This is a genomic window from Serratia nevei (assembly GCF_024160145.1).
Taxonomy (GTDB): domain Bacteria; phylum Pseudomonadota; class Gammaproteobacteria; order Enterobacterales; family Enterobacteriaceae; genus Serratia; species Serratia nevei_A.
The window spans coordinates 138,827-155,928 of record NZ_JAMYWQ010000005.1 but is presented as its reverse complement, the minus strand read 5'-3'; the positions used below and the strand labels follow the sequence as shown (position 1 = coordinate 155,928).

Here is a 17,102-nt window from a genome sequence, read left to right as displayed (position 1 = left end):
CGGGGAGTAAAAAGAGATCAATAGCCGATCTCTGAAAGTCATTATATGGCAGGTAATTAACTAAGGGTAAGGGATGAAATATTTAATAGTTGCCACTTCATATGATGAAAATAGCGGTGGCGTCATTGCGTTACATAAACTATGCCATGTGATTAACTCTCTCGGCGGTGAGGCTTATTTACACCCGCGTGTCACGGAATTTCGCGCGGGTTTTAAAAGTTTGTTAAGAGCGGCCAAGTCCTTCTTGAGAGTCAATTTTGGCAAATATAAGACCAACCCTTCTTTTAATACCCCGGTTAAAAGACGAGTGACGAAGAGAGAGCTGGAAGATTTCTGCGTAGTGTATCCTGAGAATATTAGTGGTAATCCTGTCGGTGGCAGACGCGTTGTCCGTTGGTTTTTACATCATCCAGGATATCATTCAGGTCAGGTGAACTACTTCTCTGGTGAGTTATATTTTTCATATGATTCATTTGGGCGTGATTTCACCATTCACGGATCGAAAACGTCTGATTGGCCATTGCACATAACGCACTTTTTTGACGAATATTATAACGATGTCGGCACGGATAAGGTGCGGACGGGAGTCGCTTATTGTTTACGTAAAGGTAAGGGGCGGGATATGGTCCATGATGTGGATCATTCAATCCTGATTGACGGTCTTTCTCATCGGGAAGTGGCTTCTATTTTTCGGCGTTCTGATATTTTTGTTAGTTACGATCTTTATACCGCCTATAGCTGGTTTGCTATTATGTGTGGTTGTGTGCCGGTAATTATTCCTCAGGAAGGGCTCGGTGTGGAGGAGTGGTATCCTAACGCTCAGTCCCGGCTAGGATTATCCTATGGCTTTGACCACGTTGAGCAGGCCAGAGCCGAAATGGAATTGGCGAAAAGAAACTTGAAAAATAAAGAAACTGAGACCGTCGATAACGTTAAGAGATTCTTAAGCGAAGTGGAAAATTATTTTTCAGATTGATTTTTTAAAAAATCCAATGCTCGGCTTTAGCTTCATCCTAATATTAAGATGAATCTGGTTTTAATTTTTCAGTTAGGTTTGGTACGAGTGAGCGCTACCAAGAAAATAACGACGGGTTGACTTTCTTTGCTAGATTCTGTTGGGCGGTTAACGATCAGGTACCAGGTTGAAAATATATTTTTTTAGTTTGTCCGCTAAGTAGTCTTATTCCTAAAAATCCCGTTGTGGCGATGTAAATCTTGTATCAATGGGTTGAATGTATAAAAATCTTATGCATATTTAGAGATGACATCACTTTTCGAATTCATAATACGAAATAGCCGTGACTGAATCGCCGCTACAACTGCGTTGGCGATGTTTATGTCACCTCAAAAGTCAGCTGGTTGAGCGCAGGCGACAGCGGCATATTGGCGATGCAAGCCAAGGGCGGTAGCGTGCCTGGGCTGTTGGAGTCAGCGGTTTTAGGTCGCAGGGAGGCTTCAGGGCTTGTTGCTGAACCCGGTTTTCGACAACGTGGCGAACCTTTGGCGGGTGTTGAATATATATCTAGAACGGGGTTATGGGCAGTGAAGAACATTCTTTTTGTTATGCCGATTTTGGGGTTAACTGGCGCAGACCGCGTTATTTTTACCTTGTTGAACAATCTGGATAGAACGCGCTTTCGCCCCATGTTGCTGCTTTACAAAAATGATCCCGGCCTGAACGTGTTGGTCAAGGAGCTTAGGCCGGATGTCGAGGTGACTTATCTGAACATCTCCGGGCGCGCCAGGTTCTCTTTTCCCAAGATCCTGACTGGCATCCGGCGGGTTTGTCGGAAAAAGCAGGTCAGCACGTTGTTCATCAGTTCAGGGACATCTAATGCGGTTATTTCGCCGTTTTTGTTCCTGTTCGGCAAACGAGTGAAAACGATCGCCCGCGAGTCGAATTTGCCCAGCCTGTTTGAAAAGAGCGCGATTGTTAAGTTTCTCTATCAGTACAGTTACAAGAATTATGACAAGATCGTCGCTCAAAGCGATGATATGCGTGAAGATTTAATTAAAAACTTCCAAATTCCGGCCGACAAAATAGTCAAAATCAACAACCCCCTCGATTACCGTTATATCAATGCATTATCGCAGCGGGATGGTGAACCTTGCTTCAACGAGAACAAGATTAACCTGTTGAGCATCGGGCGACTGACGTACCAAAAAGGTTTCGACTTGCTGTTGAACGAATTCGCCAAAGTCAATGAGCCACGCTATCACCTGACCATTATCGGTGAAGGGGAAGATAAGGCGGCGTTGCTCGCATTACGCAAACAGCTGGGGCTTGAGGAGCGAGTCACTTTTATCGACAGCACGGATAACCCGTATCGCTTCATGCGGCAGGCTGACGTGTTCATTTCGAGCTCTCGTTGGGAAGGATATCCAAACGTCGTCATCGAATCGCTGCTTTGCGGTACAGCCGTTTTGGCAAACAACTATCCGGGCGGAATCAATGAAATCATTGATAGCGAAAATGGCTTGGTCTGCGATCTCAGTCGCGATTTTCCGTCGGCGCTCGAACGCGTCAGCCGTTTGCAAGACGTGAGTTTCGATGTGAAAAAGGTTGATGAAATTTTCAATAAATATAATGAGTTGGTTGATTAAAAAGCGATTTTGGTTGCGTACCTTTGGCGTGCACGGCAGTGGAATCATGATGCATGGCTAACGGCTATGGTTGATACCAGGCTGATTGCGTCGGCGATGAGGGCTAAAATTTGTCGACCGCCGTGGATTGGTTCATAAATGTTTTATTTGGATAGAAATTATGCATAAACGAATCAAAGCGGTAATCCCGGTTGCCGGTTTAGGAACCCGGATGCTTCCCGCTACGAAGGCTATTCCGAAAGAGATGTTGCCAGTAGTCGACACGCCATTGATTCAATATATTGTGGATGAGTGCGTCGCGGCGGGGATCAAAGACATCATTTTGGTCACTCATTCGTCGAAAAACGCGATTGAAAACCATTTTGATACCTCTTTCGAACTGGAGGCAATGCTCGAATCTCGCGTTAAACGCCAGCTGTTGAAAGAGGTGCAGTCGATTTGCCAACCCGACGTCACCATTATGCAGGTGCGCCAAGGACAGGCAAAAGGGCTGGGGCACGCGGTTCTCTGTGCTAAACCTATGGTGGGTGACGAGGCTTTTGTGGTGGTTTTGCCTGATGTGTTGCTTGACGAGACGACGTGCAATCCGCTGCGCGACAATCTGGCTAAAATGATCTCACGCTTTGAGCAAACCGCCGTGAGCCAGATTATGGTTGAACCTGTCCCCGAACAGGATGTATCAAAGTATGGTGTTGTTGACTGCGGTGGGGCTGAATTGAACGCCGGAGAGAGCGCGGCAATGTCGGCCATCGTAGAAAAACCGGAGCGTGACGTTGCGCCTTCTAATCTGGCGGTGGTGGGGCGTTATGTCTTGTCCGCCGACATTTGGCCGCTGCTTGAGCAGACTCCGCCAGGAGCCGGCAATGAGATCCAGCTGACGGATGCCATTGCTATGCTGATGAAGCAGCAGAAGGTTGAGGCTTTCCATATGAGCGGAAAGTCGCACGATTGCGGTGACAAGTTGGGCTATATGAAAGCGTTTGTGCAGTACGGTGTACGTCATGCATCGGAAGGCGAAGCTTTCCAACAGTGGCTTAAGCAGCAAGTTAAGCGCTGATTTGGCGCTGGCAGCGCATGTGATTAATCGGTTAAAGGTGAATTCGATGACGACGTTGAAAGCGGTTATCCCCGTGGCGGGGCTGGGCATGCGGATGCTGCCAGCGACGAAAGCTATTCCTAAAGAAATGTTGCCGATAGTCGACAAACCTCTCATTCAGTATATCGTTGGCGAGTGCGTGGCGGCGGGCATCAAGGAAATCGTCCTGGTCACGCACTCTTCCAAGAATGCGATCGAAAATCATTTTGACACTTCTTTTGAACTCGAAGCTATGCTTGAGGCTAGGGTAAAAAGGCAACTGCTTGACGAAGTGCAGTCCATTTGCCCGAAAGGGGTGACATTGATGCATGTCCGTCAAGGACAACCGCGAGGGTTGGGCCATGCGGTGCTTTGCGCTAAACCGTTAGTGGGCAATGAACCTTTTGTCGTCGTTCATCCGGATATTCTGTTGAACGACGCCACCTCGGATGCTGGAAAAGATAATCTTGCCCATATGATTGCACGTTTTGAGGCGACGGGGGTGAGTCAGGTGTTGGTGCAGGAAATGGATGCGGCTCTTTTGCCGAATTATTCTGCTGTGGCATGTGACGATCCGGATATGCAGCCCGGAGGCAGCAGCCGCATGATCTCCATCATCGAAAAACCGGGGCCGGACGTGACGGTCAGCTCCAATTTTTCCGCCGTAGGCAGATATGTTTTATCTGCGGATATCTGGCCCGTTTTGGAACAGACGCAGCCTGGTGCCTGGGGGCGGATACAGCTGACCGATGCCATTTCCGGGCTGCTCAAGGGAACGCCTGTCGATGCAGTGCGTCTGGTTGGGGAGTCGTTCAACTGCGGTGAAAAAATGGGTTACCTGCGAGCGTTTGTCAGTTATGGGCTGCGTCACCCTGTACAGGGTGACGCATTTCGCAAATGGCTGACGGGATTCGTGGCATAAGCGTGTTTTTTGCTTAATGCACGGGCCCCTCTGCCAGAGACGGAAAGTCATTATGGCCCTGCCAAGGCAGGGCATTACGGCAGGGCTGCCATTTTTGAGCGTGAAGCATCGTGGCTGTATTAGTCGGATAGATGATACGATCAGAAAAAAACCATCTAACGGTTATGAAACATGAAAATATCAGATTACAAATTACAGTTTGTGGCGGTCGTTTTTCTCTTTTTATTCACATTTTCCGGCGCCTTTTCAATTATCGCGGTTAAATTTGATAACCCACTGATAAAGCTTTGGAAAGAAATCCTGATTATCGTTCTTTTCTCAGCATCCACCTTATTCGTATTTATGAAACGCAGCATAAACATCAGGAAAGTTTTGCTGTTATTGATTTTTCTTATGCCATTTTTGGTTATCTATCTTATACTTACCATAGATTCTAACCGTCTTCTTGTGGCTTATCAGATCAAGAATGACGTCGTGCCATTCCTGTTTGTCGCCGCCGTGGCGTTTATCGTCAATAGCAGGGAGTCCAAAGAGCATCTCTATCTGAAGATGGTCAAAGTAGTCATTATCACCGGTATGATCAACTCACTGTTTGTGTACTTTGAAAGTGCATTCTCTTCGTTGTTCATGTCGGTTCTCGCCATTGATGATATGAACAATGCCGGCGGCGCTTCCGGCGTACGTCTTGATAACACCCTGTGGGGGCTGCGAGCGATGGGCACCATGACATCGTTCATTAACTCCGGTACGTTGGTATTTTTCGCCATCGTGTGTCTCCTGGAGACCCGGCTGTATCGTGGCTGGAAGAAATTGATCATGTTTGGCATGTTATCCGTGGCAATGGTATTGACGACCTATAAGACGACGCTGTTGGCGATAGTGCTGTATTTTGGCGTTAAAGCGATATACATGATGTTTAGCCGCGTTCGCGGTGCGAAAATGATCTATTTCTTCGCCACCGTCGTGGTGTTCTCAGTGATGACCTTCGTCTTCAACAGCATGGATGTCTATAATAAACTTGCCTATACGCGATACAAGGATGTGGCCTATAACTCTATCTATATTCGCGTTCTTCAACATGCTGATATTATTAGAGATATCGAGGGGAGAGGGCAGTTTTATACCGGGTTGGGCGTGGGGGTGAACGGCACTTCAGGGCCGAGTGAAGATCTGAAGGTGAACAGTAAGGCGCTGGACAGTACCTATATTTACATCATGAGTAACTATGGTTTTATTGGCGTGTTTATCTACATTGCCACCGCGTTGTTGATCCTGCTCTACCTTTGTCTACAGGGGCGTGAGAACGATAATATCGCGATCGTGCTTTTATTCTACTCATTGTCGGTTGAGTTCTTTACCAACAATATTTTTGCTAATTTCCCCTGCAACCTGATTATGTATACGTTAGTGTACCTTTCGATGATTTATTGCCGGCCACAGGCCGCCAAGGCAAAAAAAGTGCCGGGGCTAAGGCGCGCCCCCGATAGCTTGCAGGGGGCTTAATGCAAACCGGTTGTTTACAGGCGGCACTGTAGATGAGGGTGTGGCTTTTTTGTGAAAATAAACAAGTATCTTTCTTTATCAATACCCTTTACCTTTTGGCGTGGCAGCTACTCGCAAGTGGGGGCTATATAAGAAACATCTGGATAGGTGTTCTGGCCACTCCCTGACGCGCCATTTTCCTTTATCTGAAATAACTGATGGTAGTAAGTGGACATGAGAAAAATGAAAACTAAGCGAGTCGCTGTTCTGATCGCTAGTGCGCTGCTCGCTGGCTGTACTATCTCCCCTGGACAGCATCTTAGTACCAGCAACAAGGATGTGGTTCGGCAGCAGGATGAGGATTTTGATCTCAACAAACGCGTCAACGTTTACCCTCTGACGCCAAAGCTGCTCGAGAGCCTGCGCGGCAAGCCGGTTATCGCTCAGGCTAACCCGCAGCTTGATCGGGAGCTGAAGACGCATCAGTACCGGATCGGTATTGGCGACGTGCTCATGATTACCGTGTGGGATCACCCCGAACTGACGACGCCGGCCGGTACTTACCGCAGCGCCAGCGACAGCGGTAACTGGGTGCATGCAGATGGCACCATCTTCTACCCGTATATCGGAAAGGTAAATGTGGTTGGCAAAACCGTGGTGGAGATCCGACAGGATATCGCCAATCGCCTGGCCAAATACATTGAAAGCCCGCAGGTTGATGTCAGCATCGCGGCATTTCGTTCACAGAAAGTCTATGTGACCGGTGAGGTGAAAACCTCGGGTCAACAAGCCATTACCAATATTCCCCTGACTATTCTTGATGCTATCAACGCCGCCGGTGGCCTGACGGAGAATGCCGATTGGCGCAATGCAGTGCTGACGCATAACGGTAAAGAAATACCTGTTTCACTGCAGGCTTTGATGCAAAACGGCAATTTGCAGGAAAACCACCTGCTTTATCCTGGGGATATTCTCTATGTGCCGCGCAATGACGATCTGAAAGTCTTTGTGATGGGCGAAGTTAAACAGCAATCCACGTTGAAGATGGATCGCAGCGGCATGACTCTGACCGAGGCCTTGGGTAATGCCTCCGGCGTCGATCAGGCGTTGTCCGATGCGACCGGCATTTTCGTCATCAGGCCGCTGCGTGGCAGACAGCCGGAAGGAAAGATTGCCGATATCTATCAGCTGAACGCCAGTGATGCCACGGCGATGGTACTGGGAACCGAGTTCCAGCTACAGCCTTATGACATTGTTTATGTTACCACCGCGCCGGTAGTTCGCTGGAACCGCGTTATCACTCAACTGGTGCCGACCATCGCGGGCGTTCACGATATGGTTGAAACCGTGCGTTATATCAGGAGCTGGCCGCAATGAAGTTTGATTCCATTCTGGTCATTTGCGTTGGCAATATTTGCCGTTCGCCAACGGGAGAAGCGCTGTTGCGTCAGCTGCTTCCCGGCAAGAAAGTGGCGTCAGCGGGGCTGCAAGCGGTCGTGGGGGAAAGTGCCGACGCCAATGCGAAAATTACCGCAGAAAAACATGGGGTATCGCTGGACGGGCATGTCGCACGCCAACTCACCTCGGCGCTGTGCCGCGAGTATGATTTGATACTGGTGATGGAAAAACGCCATATCGATATGGTCAGCAACCTCGCGCCGGAAGTCAGAGGGAAAACCATGTTATTCGGCCATTGGATGGGGCAGCAGGAAATCGATGATCCCTATCGGAAAAGCCTGGAAGCTTTTGAATACGTTTATCAAATGCTGTCTAACTCCGCGAGTAAATGGGCCAAAGTGCTAGCCGCTTAATACGAGAATTGTTATGTCAGAAAAGAATAAATTGCCTGGTGGTTCTGCTGAGAGGCCCGAAGAGATCGACTTGCGCCGCCTGCTGGGGGAACTGGTAGACAACAAATGGCTGATTATCGCTATTACCAGCCTCTTCAGCGTTCTGAGTTTGCTTTATGTTTTATTTGCAACACCGGTTTATGAAACGGATGCGCTGGTGCAAGTAGAGCGCAACGTCGGCAATACGATATTGACGGACATATCTTCCATTCTTCCGGACAGTCAGCCACAAAGCCAGGCGGAGATTGAGCTTATCCAGTCGCGTATGGTGATGGGAAAAACAATTCAGGATCTGGGCCTGGAAACGCGGGCGGTAGAGAAATTCTTCCCTATTTTCGGCCGTGGCTGGGCGCGCCTGACGGATAAAGAACCGGCCAAGATCGCGCTCTCGCGCCTGACCGTTCCAGCGAAATGGTTGGATATTCCGCTGGAGCTTACCGTCGGCAATGAGGGGCAGTACCAACTCACCGCGGATGGTTCCACCGTGCTTAATGGCAAAATTGGCCAGTTGGCATCGGGTAATGGCTTCTCTTTACTGGTCAGCGATATTGACGCGGATGTCGGCACCACGTTTTATGTGGTCAAACGCACCCCGCTCAATGTTATGCAGGAAATGTCCAAAAACCTGACGGTAGCGGATAAAGGCAAGGATACCGGCGTGCTCGGCTTGACCTACACGGGTGACGATCCGGTATTAATTCAAAAAATTCTGAATAGCATTGCGCAAAACTATCTGCAGCAGAACGTTGAGCGCAAATCGGAAGAGGCAGGCAAAAGCCTGAAATTCCTTGAGTTGCAACTGCCGAAAGTGCGTGGACAACTGGAGATAGCGGAAGACAAGCTGAACAGCTATCGCCAGCGTAAGGATTCAGTCGATATGTCCCTGGAGGCCAAATCGTTACTGGATTCCGTCGTCGGCGTTGAATCGGAACTGAATCAACTGACCTTGAGAGAAGCAGAGATTTCGCAGCTTTATACCAAAGATCACCCGGCATACAAGGCGTTGATGGATAAACGCCAGACGCTGATGAATGAACGAGATCGCTTCAATAAGCGCATCAGCACGATGCCGGCGACGCAGCAGGAAATTCTGCGGTTGACGCGAGACGTCCAGGCTGGACAAGAAATTTACATGGAGTTGTTGAATAAACAGCAAGAGTTAAGCATCAGCAAAGCGAGTACCATCGGCAACGTTCGCATTGTTGATAGCGCGATAACGTCGCCAAATCCGGTGTCGCCGAAGAAAACGCTGATGATACTGCTGTTCACGTTCCTGGGGGCTCTGATCTCTTCCGGCGTCGTATTCTTGCGTGCGTTGTTGCATAAAGGGATTGAAACGCCGGATGAGCTTGAGGAGCTGGGGATTAGCGTTTATGCCAGCATCCCAATTTCGGAGACGCAGCAGAAAAAGGATATGTTGTTCACCCGCAGCAAAGGGCGTTCCAAACACAGCGACATGCTGTTGGCGCTGGCTAATCCGGCCGATTTGGCGGTGGAGTCGATTCGCAGCTTGCGCACCAGTTTGCACTTCGCCATGCTGGAAGCGAAAAACAATGTGCTGATGATTTCAGGTGCTTCACCGGAAATCGGTAAAACATTTGTATGTAGTAACCTTGCTGCCGTCATTGCCCAATCCGGCGTGAAAGTGCTGTTGGTGGATGGCGACATGCGCCGCGGCCGCGTGCACGAAGTGATGCATGTGTCTAACGATAAGGGGCTGTCGGCCGTGTTGTCTGGACAGGCCAGCACGGAGGACGCGCTGTGCAAAACGGAAGTGGCGAACCTGGACTTTATTCCGCGCGGCAAAGTACCGCCTAACCCGTCCGAACTGTTGATGCACCAGCGTTTCAGCCAGTTACTGGCCTGGGCTCAACAGCATTATGACCTGATACTGGTGGATACGCCGCCGATCCTTGCCGTCACCGATGCTTCGATCGTAGGGCGCCATGCCGGTACTAACATGATGGTGACTCGCTTTGGTGTGACGACGCAAAAAGAAGTTGAGGTCAGCCTGTCTCGCTTTGAAAATAGCGGCGTAGAGATTAAAGGCGTCATTTTCAACGCCATTGTGAAGAAAGCAAGCAGTTACTATGGTTATGGCTATTATAACTACGGCTACCAAAGCAAGTCGGAATAATATCTGGATATAACCTACCCCCGCAGCTGTTATTATCAGCTGCGGGGCTCCCTTCTGTGATTTTATATAATAGATTAAAGCTTTAATGCTGTAATTCTATTATATGTGATTATCTTTTTATTTCGCCACTCATTACGGTTTCGATTTTCGCAAGGACAGATTATGCTTTATATTAATGCACGTTTTTTGGCGCAAGATCTTACAGGCGTACAACGTTTCGCTGAACAAATATCGATGGCGCTTAATGATATTCGTGATGATATTGTCTTCCTTGTCCCCAAGAATGTTAAACGAAATGCCCTGTTGGAAAAGGTGAGGTTTGAAGAAGTCGGCGAGCGTCAGGGACATTTATGGGAGCAGTTGGATCTGCCTGCCTATCTGAAGAAAAAAGGTTCGCCAATCTTATTAAACCTGTGCAGTACAGCGCCGATATTCTATCGTAACCAAATTGTCACTCACCATGATGTGACTTATAAACGTTATCCCAAAAGTTTTTCAAGAAAGTTTAGAGCGCTTTACAGCGTGTTGATCCCCGCCATGCTGAAAAACAGCAAGAGACTGATTACCGTCAGCGAATTTTCGCGTAATGAGATCAATGAAGTCTATCACTGTCCAAAAGAAAAAATTGCGGTGGTCTATAATGCGGTTAGCGGCGAGTTCCACCGAAAACCGGATGCGAAAATAAATAACTATTTGCTTGCCGTCTCTTCGCCGAACTACCACAAAAATTTTCACGGAATGTTAGAGGCTTTTGCCAGGTTGCCGAAAGACAGCGGTGTTTCTTTGAAAATTATTGGCAAATCGGCGACAACTTTCGCTGCTCAGGATTTCAGTAAGTTGATCAATGGCTCGGATGACATTCAATTTATGGGGCGCGTCGACGATAAAGAACTGATTGAGCTGTATCAGAACGCGTTGGCCTTCGTTTTCCCCTCCTTCTACGAAGGCTTTGGTATCCCACCGCTTGAGGCGCAAGCCTGCGGGTGTCCGGTGATTGCCGCTAAAGCTGCCTCTATGCCCGAAGTATTGGCGGACAGCGTGGTTTACTTTGATCCTAATAATATCAGTGACATTGCGGCGGCTATGGAAAGCATCATTACCGATGCGTCGCTGCGCGAGGCACTGATCGCTAAAGGCGAACGGAATGTCGCCCGTTTCTCCTGGCATCGTTCTGCGGAGAAAGTGGATCAAATCCTACGTGAAATTCAGCCTGCCTCCCCAGGGAGAAGCGCATGAGAGTGTTGCACGCAGCGGAGACAATCAAGGGCGGCGTGGCGACCGTACTGCGGCAACTGGTGTTAAGCCAACAGCAAGACGCTGAGATACGGTCGCTGGACTGTCTGGTTCCCGACGATCAGTATGAGGAAATGAGTGCGGTGCGTGCCGAACATCTGACGACGTTCCACCGTACAGGTAGAAATATCCCTTCGTTCATCCGCTTCTTTGTCGGGTTTTGCGCATTGCTGCTCAGGAAGAATCCCGACGTCGTGCACCTGCATAGCACCTTTGCCGGCGTGCTGGGCAGGATTGCCTTGATTCTGCTTTGGCCGATAAGACGGCCGAAGGTGATTTACTGCCCGCATGCCTTCTCGTTTTTAATGCAGGGCAGCGAGAAGCAAAGAAAAGCCTTTTCGCTGATTGAAAAGGCTCTGATGGGCATCACCGATGCGATAATTTGCGTCAGTGAACATGAGCGAGATAAAGCGATTGAATATGGTTTTCCCGCGCATAAATTGCAGGTGATTTATAACGGCGTGCCCACCGTAGCCAGCGAGAAGTCGACACCTAATCCTTATCCTGAAAATGTCCTTAACCTTCTGTTTGTTGGACGATTTGATTACCAAAAAGGCTTTGACATCCTGTTAACTGCAATGGAGCGTTTGCGCGGGCGTTCCGTTCACCTTACTGCTGTCGGCGGCGGGGTGCATAACAAAAATGCTCCGCTCGATACCGTGCCGCAGACTACCTATACCGGTTGGCTGAATGCTGAAGCGCTTGAACCTTATTTCCGTCATGCCGACGTATTGATCGTGCCAAGCCGGTGGGAAGGATTTGCCATGGTGCCGTTGGAAGCCATGAGTTATGGGGTACCGGTTATCGCCAGCAATTGCACTTCTTTCCCTGAAATGATTGAAGACCGTCGGACGGGCCTGCTGTTTGAGCTGCAGCAGCCGGAAATGCTCGTCGACTACTTGATGGATACGCCCCAAGAGGAATGGAAACGCATGGGGCAGGCAGCGAGACAGCGCTTCCTGCGCAAATTTACCGCTGAGGCAATGATTGGTAATACGGCAGCGCTGTATAAGAAGGTTCTTGGTGCATAACTCAAATTTTGGCTGAGCAAATAGACTATTTTAACTCGAGGGCGAAGTGTGAAAATGTTGCCAATCATCATGGCGGGTGGGAGCGGGAGTCGTCTTTGGCCTTTATCCAGAGAACATTTCCCGAAGCAATTTCTTGCACTGCATGACCACCAGTCCATGTTGCAAACAACGATAACGAGGCTGAAGGGATTGGAAGCCGAGAATCCCATTGTCATTTGCAACGAAAATCATCGCTTCATCGTGGCGGAGCAGCTCCGTCAGATTGGACAATTATCCCACAATATCATATTGGAGCCTATCGGCCGCAACACGGCGCCGGCTGTTGCCCTGGCGGCGCTGAGAGCCGTTAGAGGCAACAGTGATCCTTTGTTGCTGGTGTTGGCCGCGGACCATGTGATCACGGATGCCTGCGAGTTTCAGCGGCAGGTTATCAGAGCGATGCCCGCTGCCGAACAGGGCAATTTGGTGACGTTCGGCATTGTTCCTCATGTTCCGGAAACCGGTTATGGCTATATCCGCACCGGAAAATTGATGGACGACGGCGTGTTGGCGCAGGTTGCGGAGTTTGTGGAGAAACCTGATTTGCCGACGGCCGAGAAGTATGTCGCTTCAGGCGAATATTTGTGGAATAGCGGTATGTTCCTGTTTAAAGCCAGCACCTATCTTAAGGAGCTGGGCCGTTTTTGTCCGGACATCGTCGCGTGCTGTGAAGCCTCTTTGCAGAACCTGGCTGAGGATATGGACTTTGTCCGGGTAGACCGCGACATTTTCGCTACGTGTCCAGACATGTCGATTGATTATGCCGTAATGGAGCACACGCAAAATGCCGTTGTCGTGCCGCTGAACGCTGGCTGGAGTGATGTCGGTTCATGGTCGGCATTATGGGACATCAGCGAAAAAGACGATAAGGGCAACAGCGCGATTGGCGATGTCATGTGCCAGGATACCGCTAATAGCTATGTCCGCTCTGAGCATAAACTGGTGGCGACGGTCGGGGTTGAAAACCTCATCGTGGTTGAAACCAAAGACGCGATTCTGATCGCGAACAAAGATCGCGTGCAGGACGTAAAATCAGTGGTGGCGGATCTGAAGCGTCAACAGCGCAGTGAGTATTTGCAGCACCGGGAAGTCTACCGCCCGTGGGGTAAATATGATTCTATCGATGAAGGTGAGCGCTATAAGGTGAAGCGAGTAACGGTAAAACCGGGAGAAAGGTTGTCGTTGCAAATGCATCATCATCGCGCAGAACACTGGATTGTCGTTGCCGGGACGGCCAAAGTGACGCTGGATGGCAAAACCACTATCGTTGCTGAAAATGAATCTATTTATATTCCCCTCGGTGCTACGCATGCTTTGGAAAATCCGGGGAAAATAGCATTAGATATTATCGAAGTGAGATCCGGCGCCTATTTAGAGGAAGACGACATCGTTCGTTTTGAAGATCGTTATGGCCGTATCTAGCAGTATCATTTTTATGAACAAAATGAAACCAATGATTGCATAACGGTATTGGAGTGATAATGACCAGCTCACTGACTTGTTTTAAAGCTTATGATATTCGTGGCGAATTAGGCAGGGAATTAAACCCGGAGATCGCTTATCGAATCGGCCGTGCTTACGGGACTTTTCTGAAACCCGGTAAAGTCGTGGTGGGGGGCGATGTTCGCCTGACGAGTGAAGAGTTGAAAATGTCGCTGGCTAATGGATTGCGTGATGCCGGCACAGACGTTGTTGATATTGGCTTGAGCGGGACGGAAGAAATCTATTTCGCAACATTCCATTTAGGGCTTGATGGCGGCATTGAGGTGACGGCCAGTCATAACCCGATTAACTATAACGGGATGAAACTCGTCAAAGAAAATGCACAGCCCATCAGCGGTGATTCGGGGCTGAAGGATATTCAGCGCTTGGCGGAGGAAAATCATTTTCCGGCCGTTGAGCGGCGGGGGAATTATGAGCGGATCACGGTTCTCGATGCTTATGTTGAGCATCTGTTGAGTTACATCGATCTCGCTAATTTGACACCGTTGACGTTGGTGGTTAACTCCGGTAATGGTGCGGCAGGCCATGTGATCGATGCTATTGAGCGCCGTTTTGTTGAAGGCAACGTGCCGATCACGTTTATTAAGATTCACCATGAGCCCAATGGGCACTTTCCTCATGGCATCCCGAATCCGTTATTGCCTGAATGTCGGGATGATACCGCCAGAGCGGTAATCGAACACGATGCGGATTTAGGTATTGCCTTTGACGGCGATTTTGATCGCTGCTTCTTGTTTGACAACGCCGGCAACTTTATCGAGGGTTACTATATTGTAGGTTTGCTGGCGGCAGCCTTCCTGGCAAAAGAGCCGGGGGCCAAGATCATTCACGATCCTCGCTTGTGTTGGAATACGATAGACGTTGTGACGGAGCATCAGGGAACGCCTGTGATGTCCAAAACCGGGCATGCGTTCATCAAGGAAAGAATGCGTCAGGAAGACGCTGCCTATGGCGGCGAAATGAGCGCTCATCACTATTTCCGCGATTTCTCCTACTGCGACAGCGGGATGATCCCATGGTTGTTGGTGGCAGAATTGCTCAGTATGACGGGGCAGTCATTGGCTTCGCTGGTTTCTGAGCGCATCACCGCGTACCCGGCTTCGGGAGAAATTAACGTGCGGCTGAACGATGCTAACTCGGTCATTGAAAATATTTGCCGGAGGTATCAAACCGGCAGCGTCGCCATCGATAGGACGGATGGCATTAGCATTGAGTTTACAGACTGGCGATTTAATCTCCGCACCTCAAATACAGAGCCTGTAGTGAGGTTGAACGTGGAATCCCGTGGCGATATTTCGCTGATGAAGGAAAAAACCAGCGAATTACTGAAGTTATTGCAAGATTAGCCGGCATGTTAAGGCGGCAAAAATTTCCCTGCATAAAATTGGCAGGCGAGCATTATTGCACAATGAGTGCGTCAGTGTTTTTAGGGCTTCTCTGCTCTTGCGAAATCGTAGATAACGAAAGAGAAAATAGGGAATCGGTGATTGCATGGGATACTTAACGTTGCATTTAGGGGTGTGGCGGCATGCGGATGTGTGGCAAAATCGGAACTATCGAAATTGTCAATGATAACACCGCATGTACGGAGTAACGTTAAATATATATCCTGAAAGCTAATTAAAAGAGCTATCTATGAACAGTGAAAGTATAAAGTCAAAACCAGTGTTTGTTAAATTCACACTGGCATTTTCAGATTTGTTTTTCTTTAACTTTTCCTTATTTCTGTCTGTGGCGATTATTTCTTTCATCTCAAATGATATTTACGAATACATCCCCAAGTCAGTAATGGGCACATTCTTCCTTTCTCATTTTGTGTTGTCCCTGGCCTGCACGTTCTGGTTCCTGGTTCGGCTGCGCCATTACTCTTATCGGAAACCTTTCTGGTTTGAGCTTAAGGAGATGTTGAGAACCATAATCATCTTCGCCATTATCAGCCTGGCGTTTGTTGGCTTTTCCAAATGGGAATTATCACGTTATGTTTGGTTGTCAACCTGGCTATTTGCATTGATTCTTATTCCTGCATTCAGAATTATCACCAAACATATTTTTAATATGCTTGGCCTGTGGAAAAAACAAACCATTATCATAGGCAGTGGTAAAAATGCCGAAGAAGCCTATGTCGCGTTGCAAAGTGAGGAAATCCTGGGTTTTGATATCGTGGCTTTCTATTGCCTGTCACCCGAGGAGGAGAGAGAAAGCCTGTTTGGGAAACGGCTGATAAAGTCTGAAGAGGCTCTTTGGCGGTTGGTCGACCCTGAGAATACGCAGGTTATTGTCGCCGTTGAGTTTGAACAACATGCTCTACGAGATTACTGGCTGAAAAGCCTGGCTAAACATGCCTGTCGTTCGGTCTCGGTGATCCCTACCTTGCGCGGTGTTCCATTATATGGAACAGACATGTCATTTATTTTCAGCCATGAAGTGATGATTCTGCGAGTCAATAACAATCTCGCGAAGTTGACATCCCGATTTGTGAAGCGTGTCTTTGACATCTTTGGCTCCCTGGCCATCATGGTGATGCTTTCGCCGGTGCTGCTGGGTATTTTGCTGCTGGTGTCCAAAGATGGCGGAAAACCTATCTATGGGCATGAGCGGGTCGGTCTGAAAGGGCGAAAATTTAACTGTTTGAAGTTTAGGTCGATGGTGACCAACTCTAAAGAGGTGTTGGCGCATTTACTGGCGACAGACAGTGAAGCGTTGGCTGAATGGAACAAAGATTTTAAGCTTAAAAACGATCCGCGAATCACAAGGATCGGTGCCTTTATCCGTAAAACCAGCCTTGATGAATTGCCGCAGCTATGGAATGTTTTGCGAGGCGACATGAGTTTAGTCGGCCCTCGGCCCATCATTGAAGAAGAGCTGGAAAGATACGCCGGCGATGTCGACTATTACCTGATGGCGAAACCTGGCATGACGGGGTTGTGGCAGGTGAGTGGGCGAAACGACGTCGATTATGATACCCGGGTGTATTTTGACTCATGGTATGTTAAAAATTGGTCGTTGTGGAATGATATCGTTATTCTCTTCAAAACGGTGAATGTCGTACTCAAGAGAGATGGCGCATATTAAAAAGCTCAACTCGCTGGATTATTTACTGTTTGAATCGACGAAAATAATTGCTGATGACAAGCGACGGCAATCTGTTTGGAAATTATCTTAAGGT

At 48.7% G+C, this 17,102-nt stretch carries 13 protein-coding genes; all 13 read left to right on the top strand.

What is annotated here, in order from left to right; translation table 11 throughout:
• The first annotated feature begins 73 nt into the window (after positions 1 to 73).
• The 13 genes from M6G53_RS06255 (at position 74) to wbaP (ending at position 17,008) form a co-directional block, all read left to right on the top strand.
• A complete protein-coding gene (locus M6G53_RS06255) occupies positions 74 to 976 on the top strand; it encodes a hypothetical protein (RefSeq protein ID WP_253329837.1) in 903 nt (300 codons plus the stop codon).
• 383 nt (positions 977 to 1,359) lie between these two features.
• Positions 1,360 to 2,604, top strand: a complete 1,245-nt coding sequence (locus M6G53_RS06250; RefSeq protein WP_253329835.1) for a glycosyltransferase — start codon at positions 1,360 to 1,362, stop codon at positions 2,602 to 2,604.
• A 160-nt stretch (positions 2,605 to 2,764) separates the two neighbouring features.
• Positions 2,765 to 3,661: a UTP--glucose-1-phosphate uridylyltransferase GalU gene (gene galU, locus M6G53_RS06245; protein WP_253329833.1), complete on the top strand. Its 897-nt coding sequence runs from the start codon at positions 2,765 to 2,767 to the stop codon at positions 3,659 to 3,661.
• A 46-nt stretch (positions 3,662 to 3,707) separates the two neighbouring features.
• Positions 3,708 to 4,601: a sugar phosphate nucleotidyltransferase gene (locus M6G53_RS06240; RefSeq protein WP_253329831.1), complete on the top strand. Its 894-nt coding sequence runs from the start codon at positions 3,708 to 3,710 to the stop codon at positions 4,599 to 4,601.
• A 171-nt stretch (positions 4,602 to 4,772) separates the two neighbouring features.
• The gene (locus tag M6G53_RS06235) at positions 4,773 to 6,104 is read left to right on the top strand and encodes a hypothetical protein (RefSeq protein WP_253329829.1); all 1,332 of its coding nucleotides are present in this window, start codon (positions 4,773 to 4,775) and stop codon (positions 6,102 to 6,104) included.
• 213 nt (positions 6,105 to 6,317) lie between these two features.
• Entirely contained in the window at positions 6,318 to 7,460 is a 1,143-nt protein-coding gene (locus M6G53_RS06230; RefSeq protein ID WP_253329827.1) for a polysaccharide export protein, read from the top strand.
• Complete coding sequence (locus tag M6G53_RS06225; protein WP_301286138.1) at positions 7,457 to 7,894, top strand: arsenate reductase/protein-tyrosine-phosphatase family protein; 438 nt, start codon at positions 7,457 to 7,459, stop codon at positions 7,892 to 7,894. The genes M6G53_RS06230 and M6G53_RS06225 overlap by 4 nt, the downstream gene beginning before the upstream one ends.
• Before the next feature lie 13 nt (positions 7,895 to 7,907).
• Positions 7,908 to 10,070 (top strand): tyrosine-protein kinase Wzc, encoded by a 2,163-nt coding sequence (gene wzc / locus M6G53_RS06220; RefSeq protein ID WP_253329825.1) that lies wholly within the window; start codon positions 7,908 to 7,910, stop codon positions 10,068 to 10,070.
• A gap of 162 nt (positions 10,071 to 10,232) precedes the next feature.
• Positions 10,233 to 11,306: a glycosyltransferase family 4 protein gene (locus tag M6G53_RS06215; protein WP_253329823.1), complete on the top strand. Its 1,074-nt coding sequence runs from the start codon at positions 10,233 to 10,235 to the stop codon at positions 11,304 to 11,306.
• Positions 11,303 to 12,394: a glycosyltransferase gene (locus tag M6G53_RS06210; protein ID WP_253329821.1), complete on the top strand. Its 1,092-nt coding sequence runs from the start codon at positions 11,303 to 11,305 to the stop codon at positions 12,392 to 12,394. The genes M6G53_RS06215 and M6G53_RS06210 overlap by 4 nt, the downstream gene beginning before the upstream one ends.
• A 54-nt stretch (positions 12,395 to 12,448) precedes the next feature.
• Positions 12,449 to 13,855, top strand: coding sequence for a mannose-1-phosphate guanylyltransferase/mannose-6-phosphate isomerase (locus M6G53_RS06205; RefSeq protein ID WP_253329819.1), 1,407 nt, complete (start codon positions 12,449 to 12,451; stop codon positions 13,853 to 13,855).
• A gap of 59 nt (positions 13,856 to 13,914) precedes the next feature.
• Positions 13,915 to 15,282: a phosphomannomutase CpsG gene (cpsG, locus tag M6G53_RS06200; RefSeq protein ID WP_253329817.1), complete on the top strand. Its 1,368-nt coding sequence runs from the start codon at positions 13,915 to 13,917 to the stop codon at positions 15,280 to 15,282.
• 289 nt (positions 15,283 to 15,571) lie between these two features.
• A complete protein-coding gene (gene wbaP / locus M6G53_RS06195) occupies positions 15,572 to 17,008 on the top strand; it encodes an undecaprenyl-phosphate galactose phosphotransferase WbaP (RefSeq protein ID WP_253329815.1) in 1,437 nt (478 codons plus the stop codon).
• Positions 17,009 to 17,102: the final 94 nt, after the last annotated feature.

Excerpts from the sequence above, each read along its gene's own strand:
- M6G53_RS06255 (WP_253329837.1), top strand. The coding sequence starts at position 74 with ATGAAATATTTAATAGTTGCCACTTCATATGATGAAAATAGCGGTGGC.
- galU (WP_253329833.1), top strand. The coding sequence starts at position 2,765 with ATGCATAAACGAATCAAAGCGGTAATCCCGGTTGCCGGTTTAGGAACC.
- M6G53_RS06240 (WP_253329831.1), top strand. The coding sequence starts at position 3,708 with ATGACGACGTTGAAAGCGGTTATCCCCGTGGCGGGGCTGGGCATGCGG.
- M6G53_RS06235 (WP_253329829.1), top strand. The coding sequence starts at position 4,773 with ATGAAAATATCAGATTACAAATTACAGTTTGTGGCGGTCGTTTTTCTC.
- M6G53_RS06230 (WP_253329827.1), top strand. The coding sequence starts at position 6,318 with ATGAGAAAAATGAAAACTAAGCGAGTCGCTGTTCTGATCGCTAGTGCG.
- M6G53_RS06225 (WP_301286138.1), top strand. The coding sequence starts at position 7,457 with ATGAAGTTTGATTCCATTCTGGTCATTTGCGTTGGCAATATTTGCCGT.
- wzc (WP_253329825.1), top strand. The coding sequence starts at position 7,908 with ATGTCAGAAAAGAATAAATTGCCTGGTGGTTCTGCTGAGAGGCCCGAA.
- M6G53_RS06215 (WP_253329823.1), top strand. The coding sequence starts at position 10,233 with ATGCTTTATATTAATGCACGTTTTTTGGCGCAAGATCTTACAGGCGTA.
- M6G53_RS06210 (WP_253329821.1), top strand. The coding sequence starts at position 11,303 with ATGAGAGTGTTGCACGCAGCGGAGACAATCAAGGGCGGCGTGGCGACC.
- M6G53_RS06205 (WP_253329819.1), top strand. The coding sequence starts at position 12,449 with ATGTTGCCAATCATCATGGCGGGTGGGAGCGGGAGTCGTCTTTGGCCT.
- cpsG (WP_253329817.1), top strand. The coding sequence starts at position 13,915 with ATGACCAGCTCACTGACTTGTTTTAAAGCTTATGATATTCGTGGCGAA.
- wbaP (WP_253329815.1), top strand. The coding sequence starts at position 15,572 with ATGAACAGTGAAAGTATAAAGTCAAAACCAGTGTTTGTTAAATTCACA.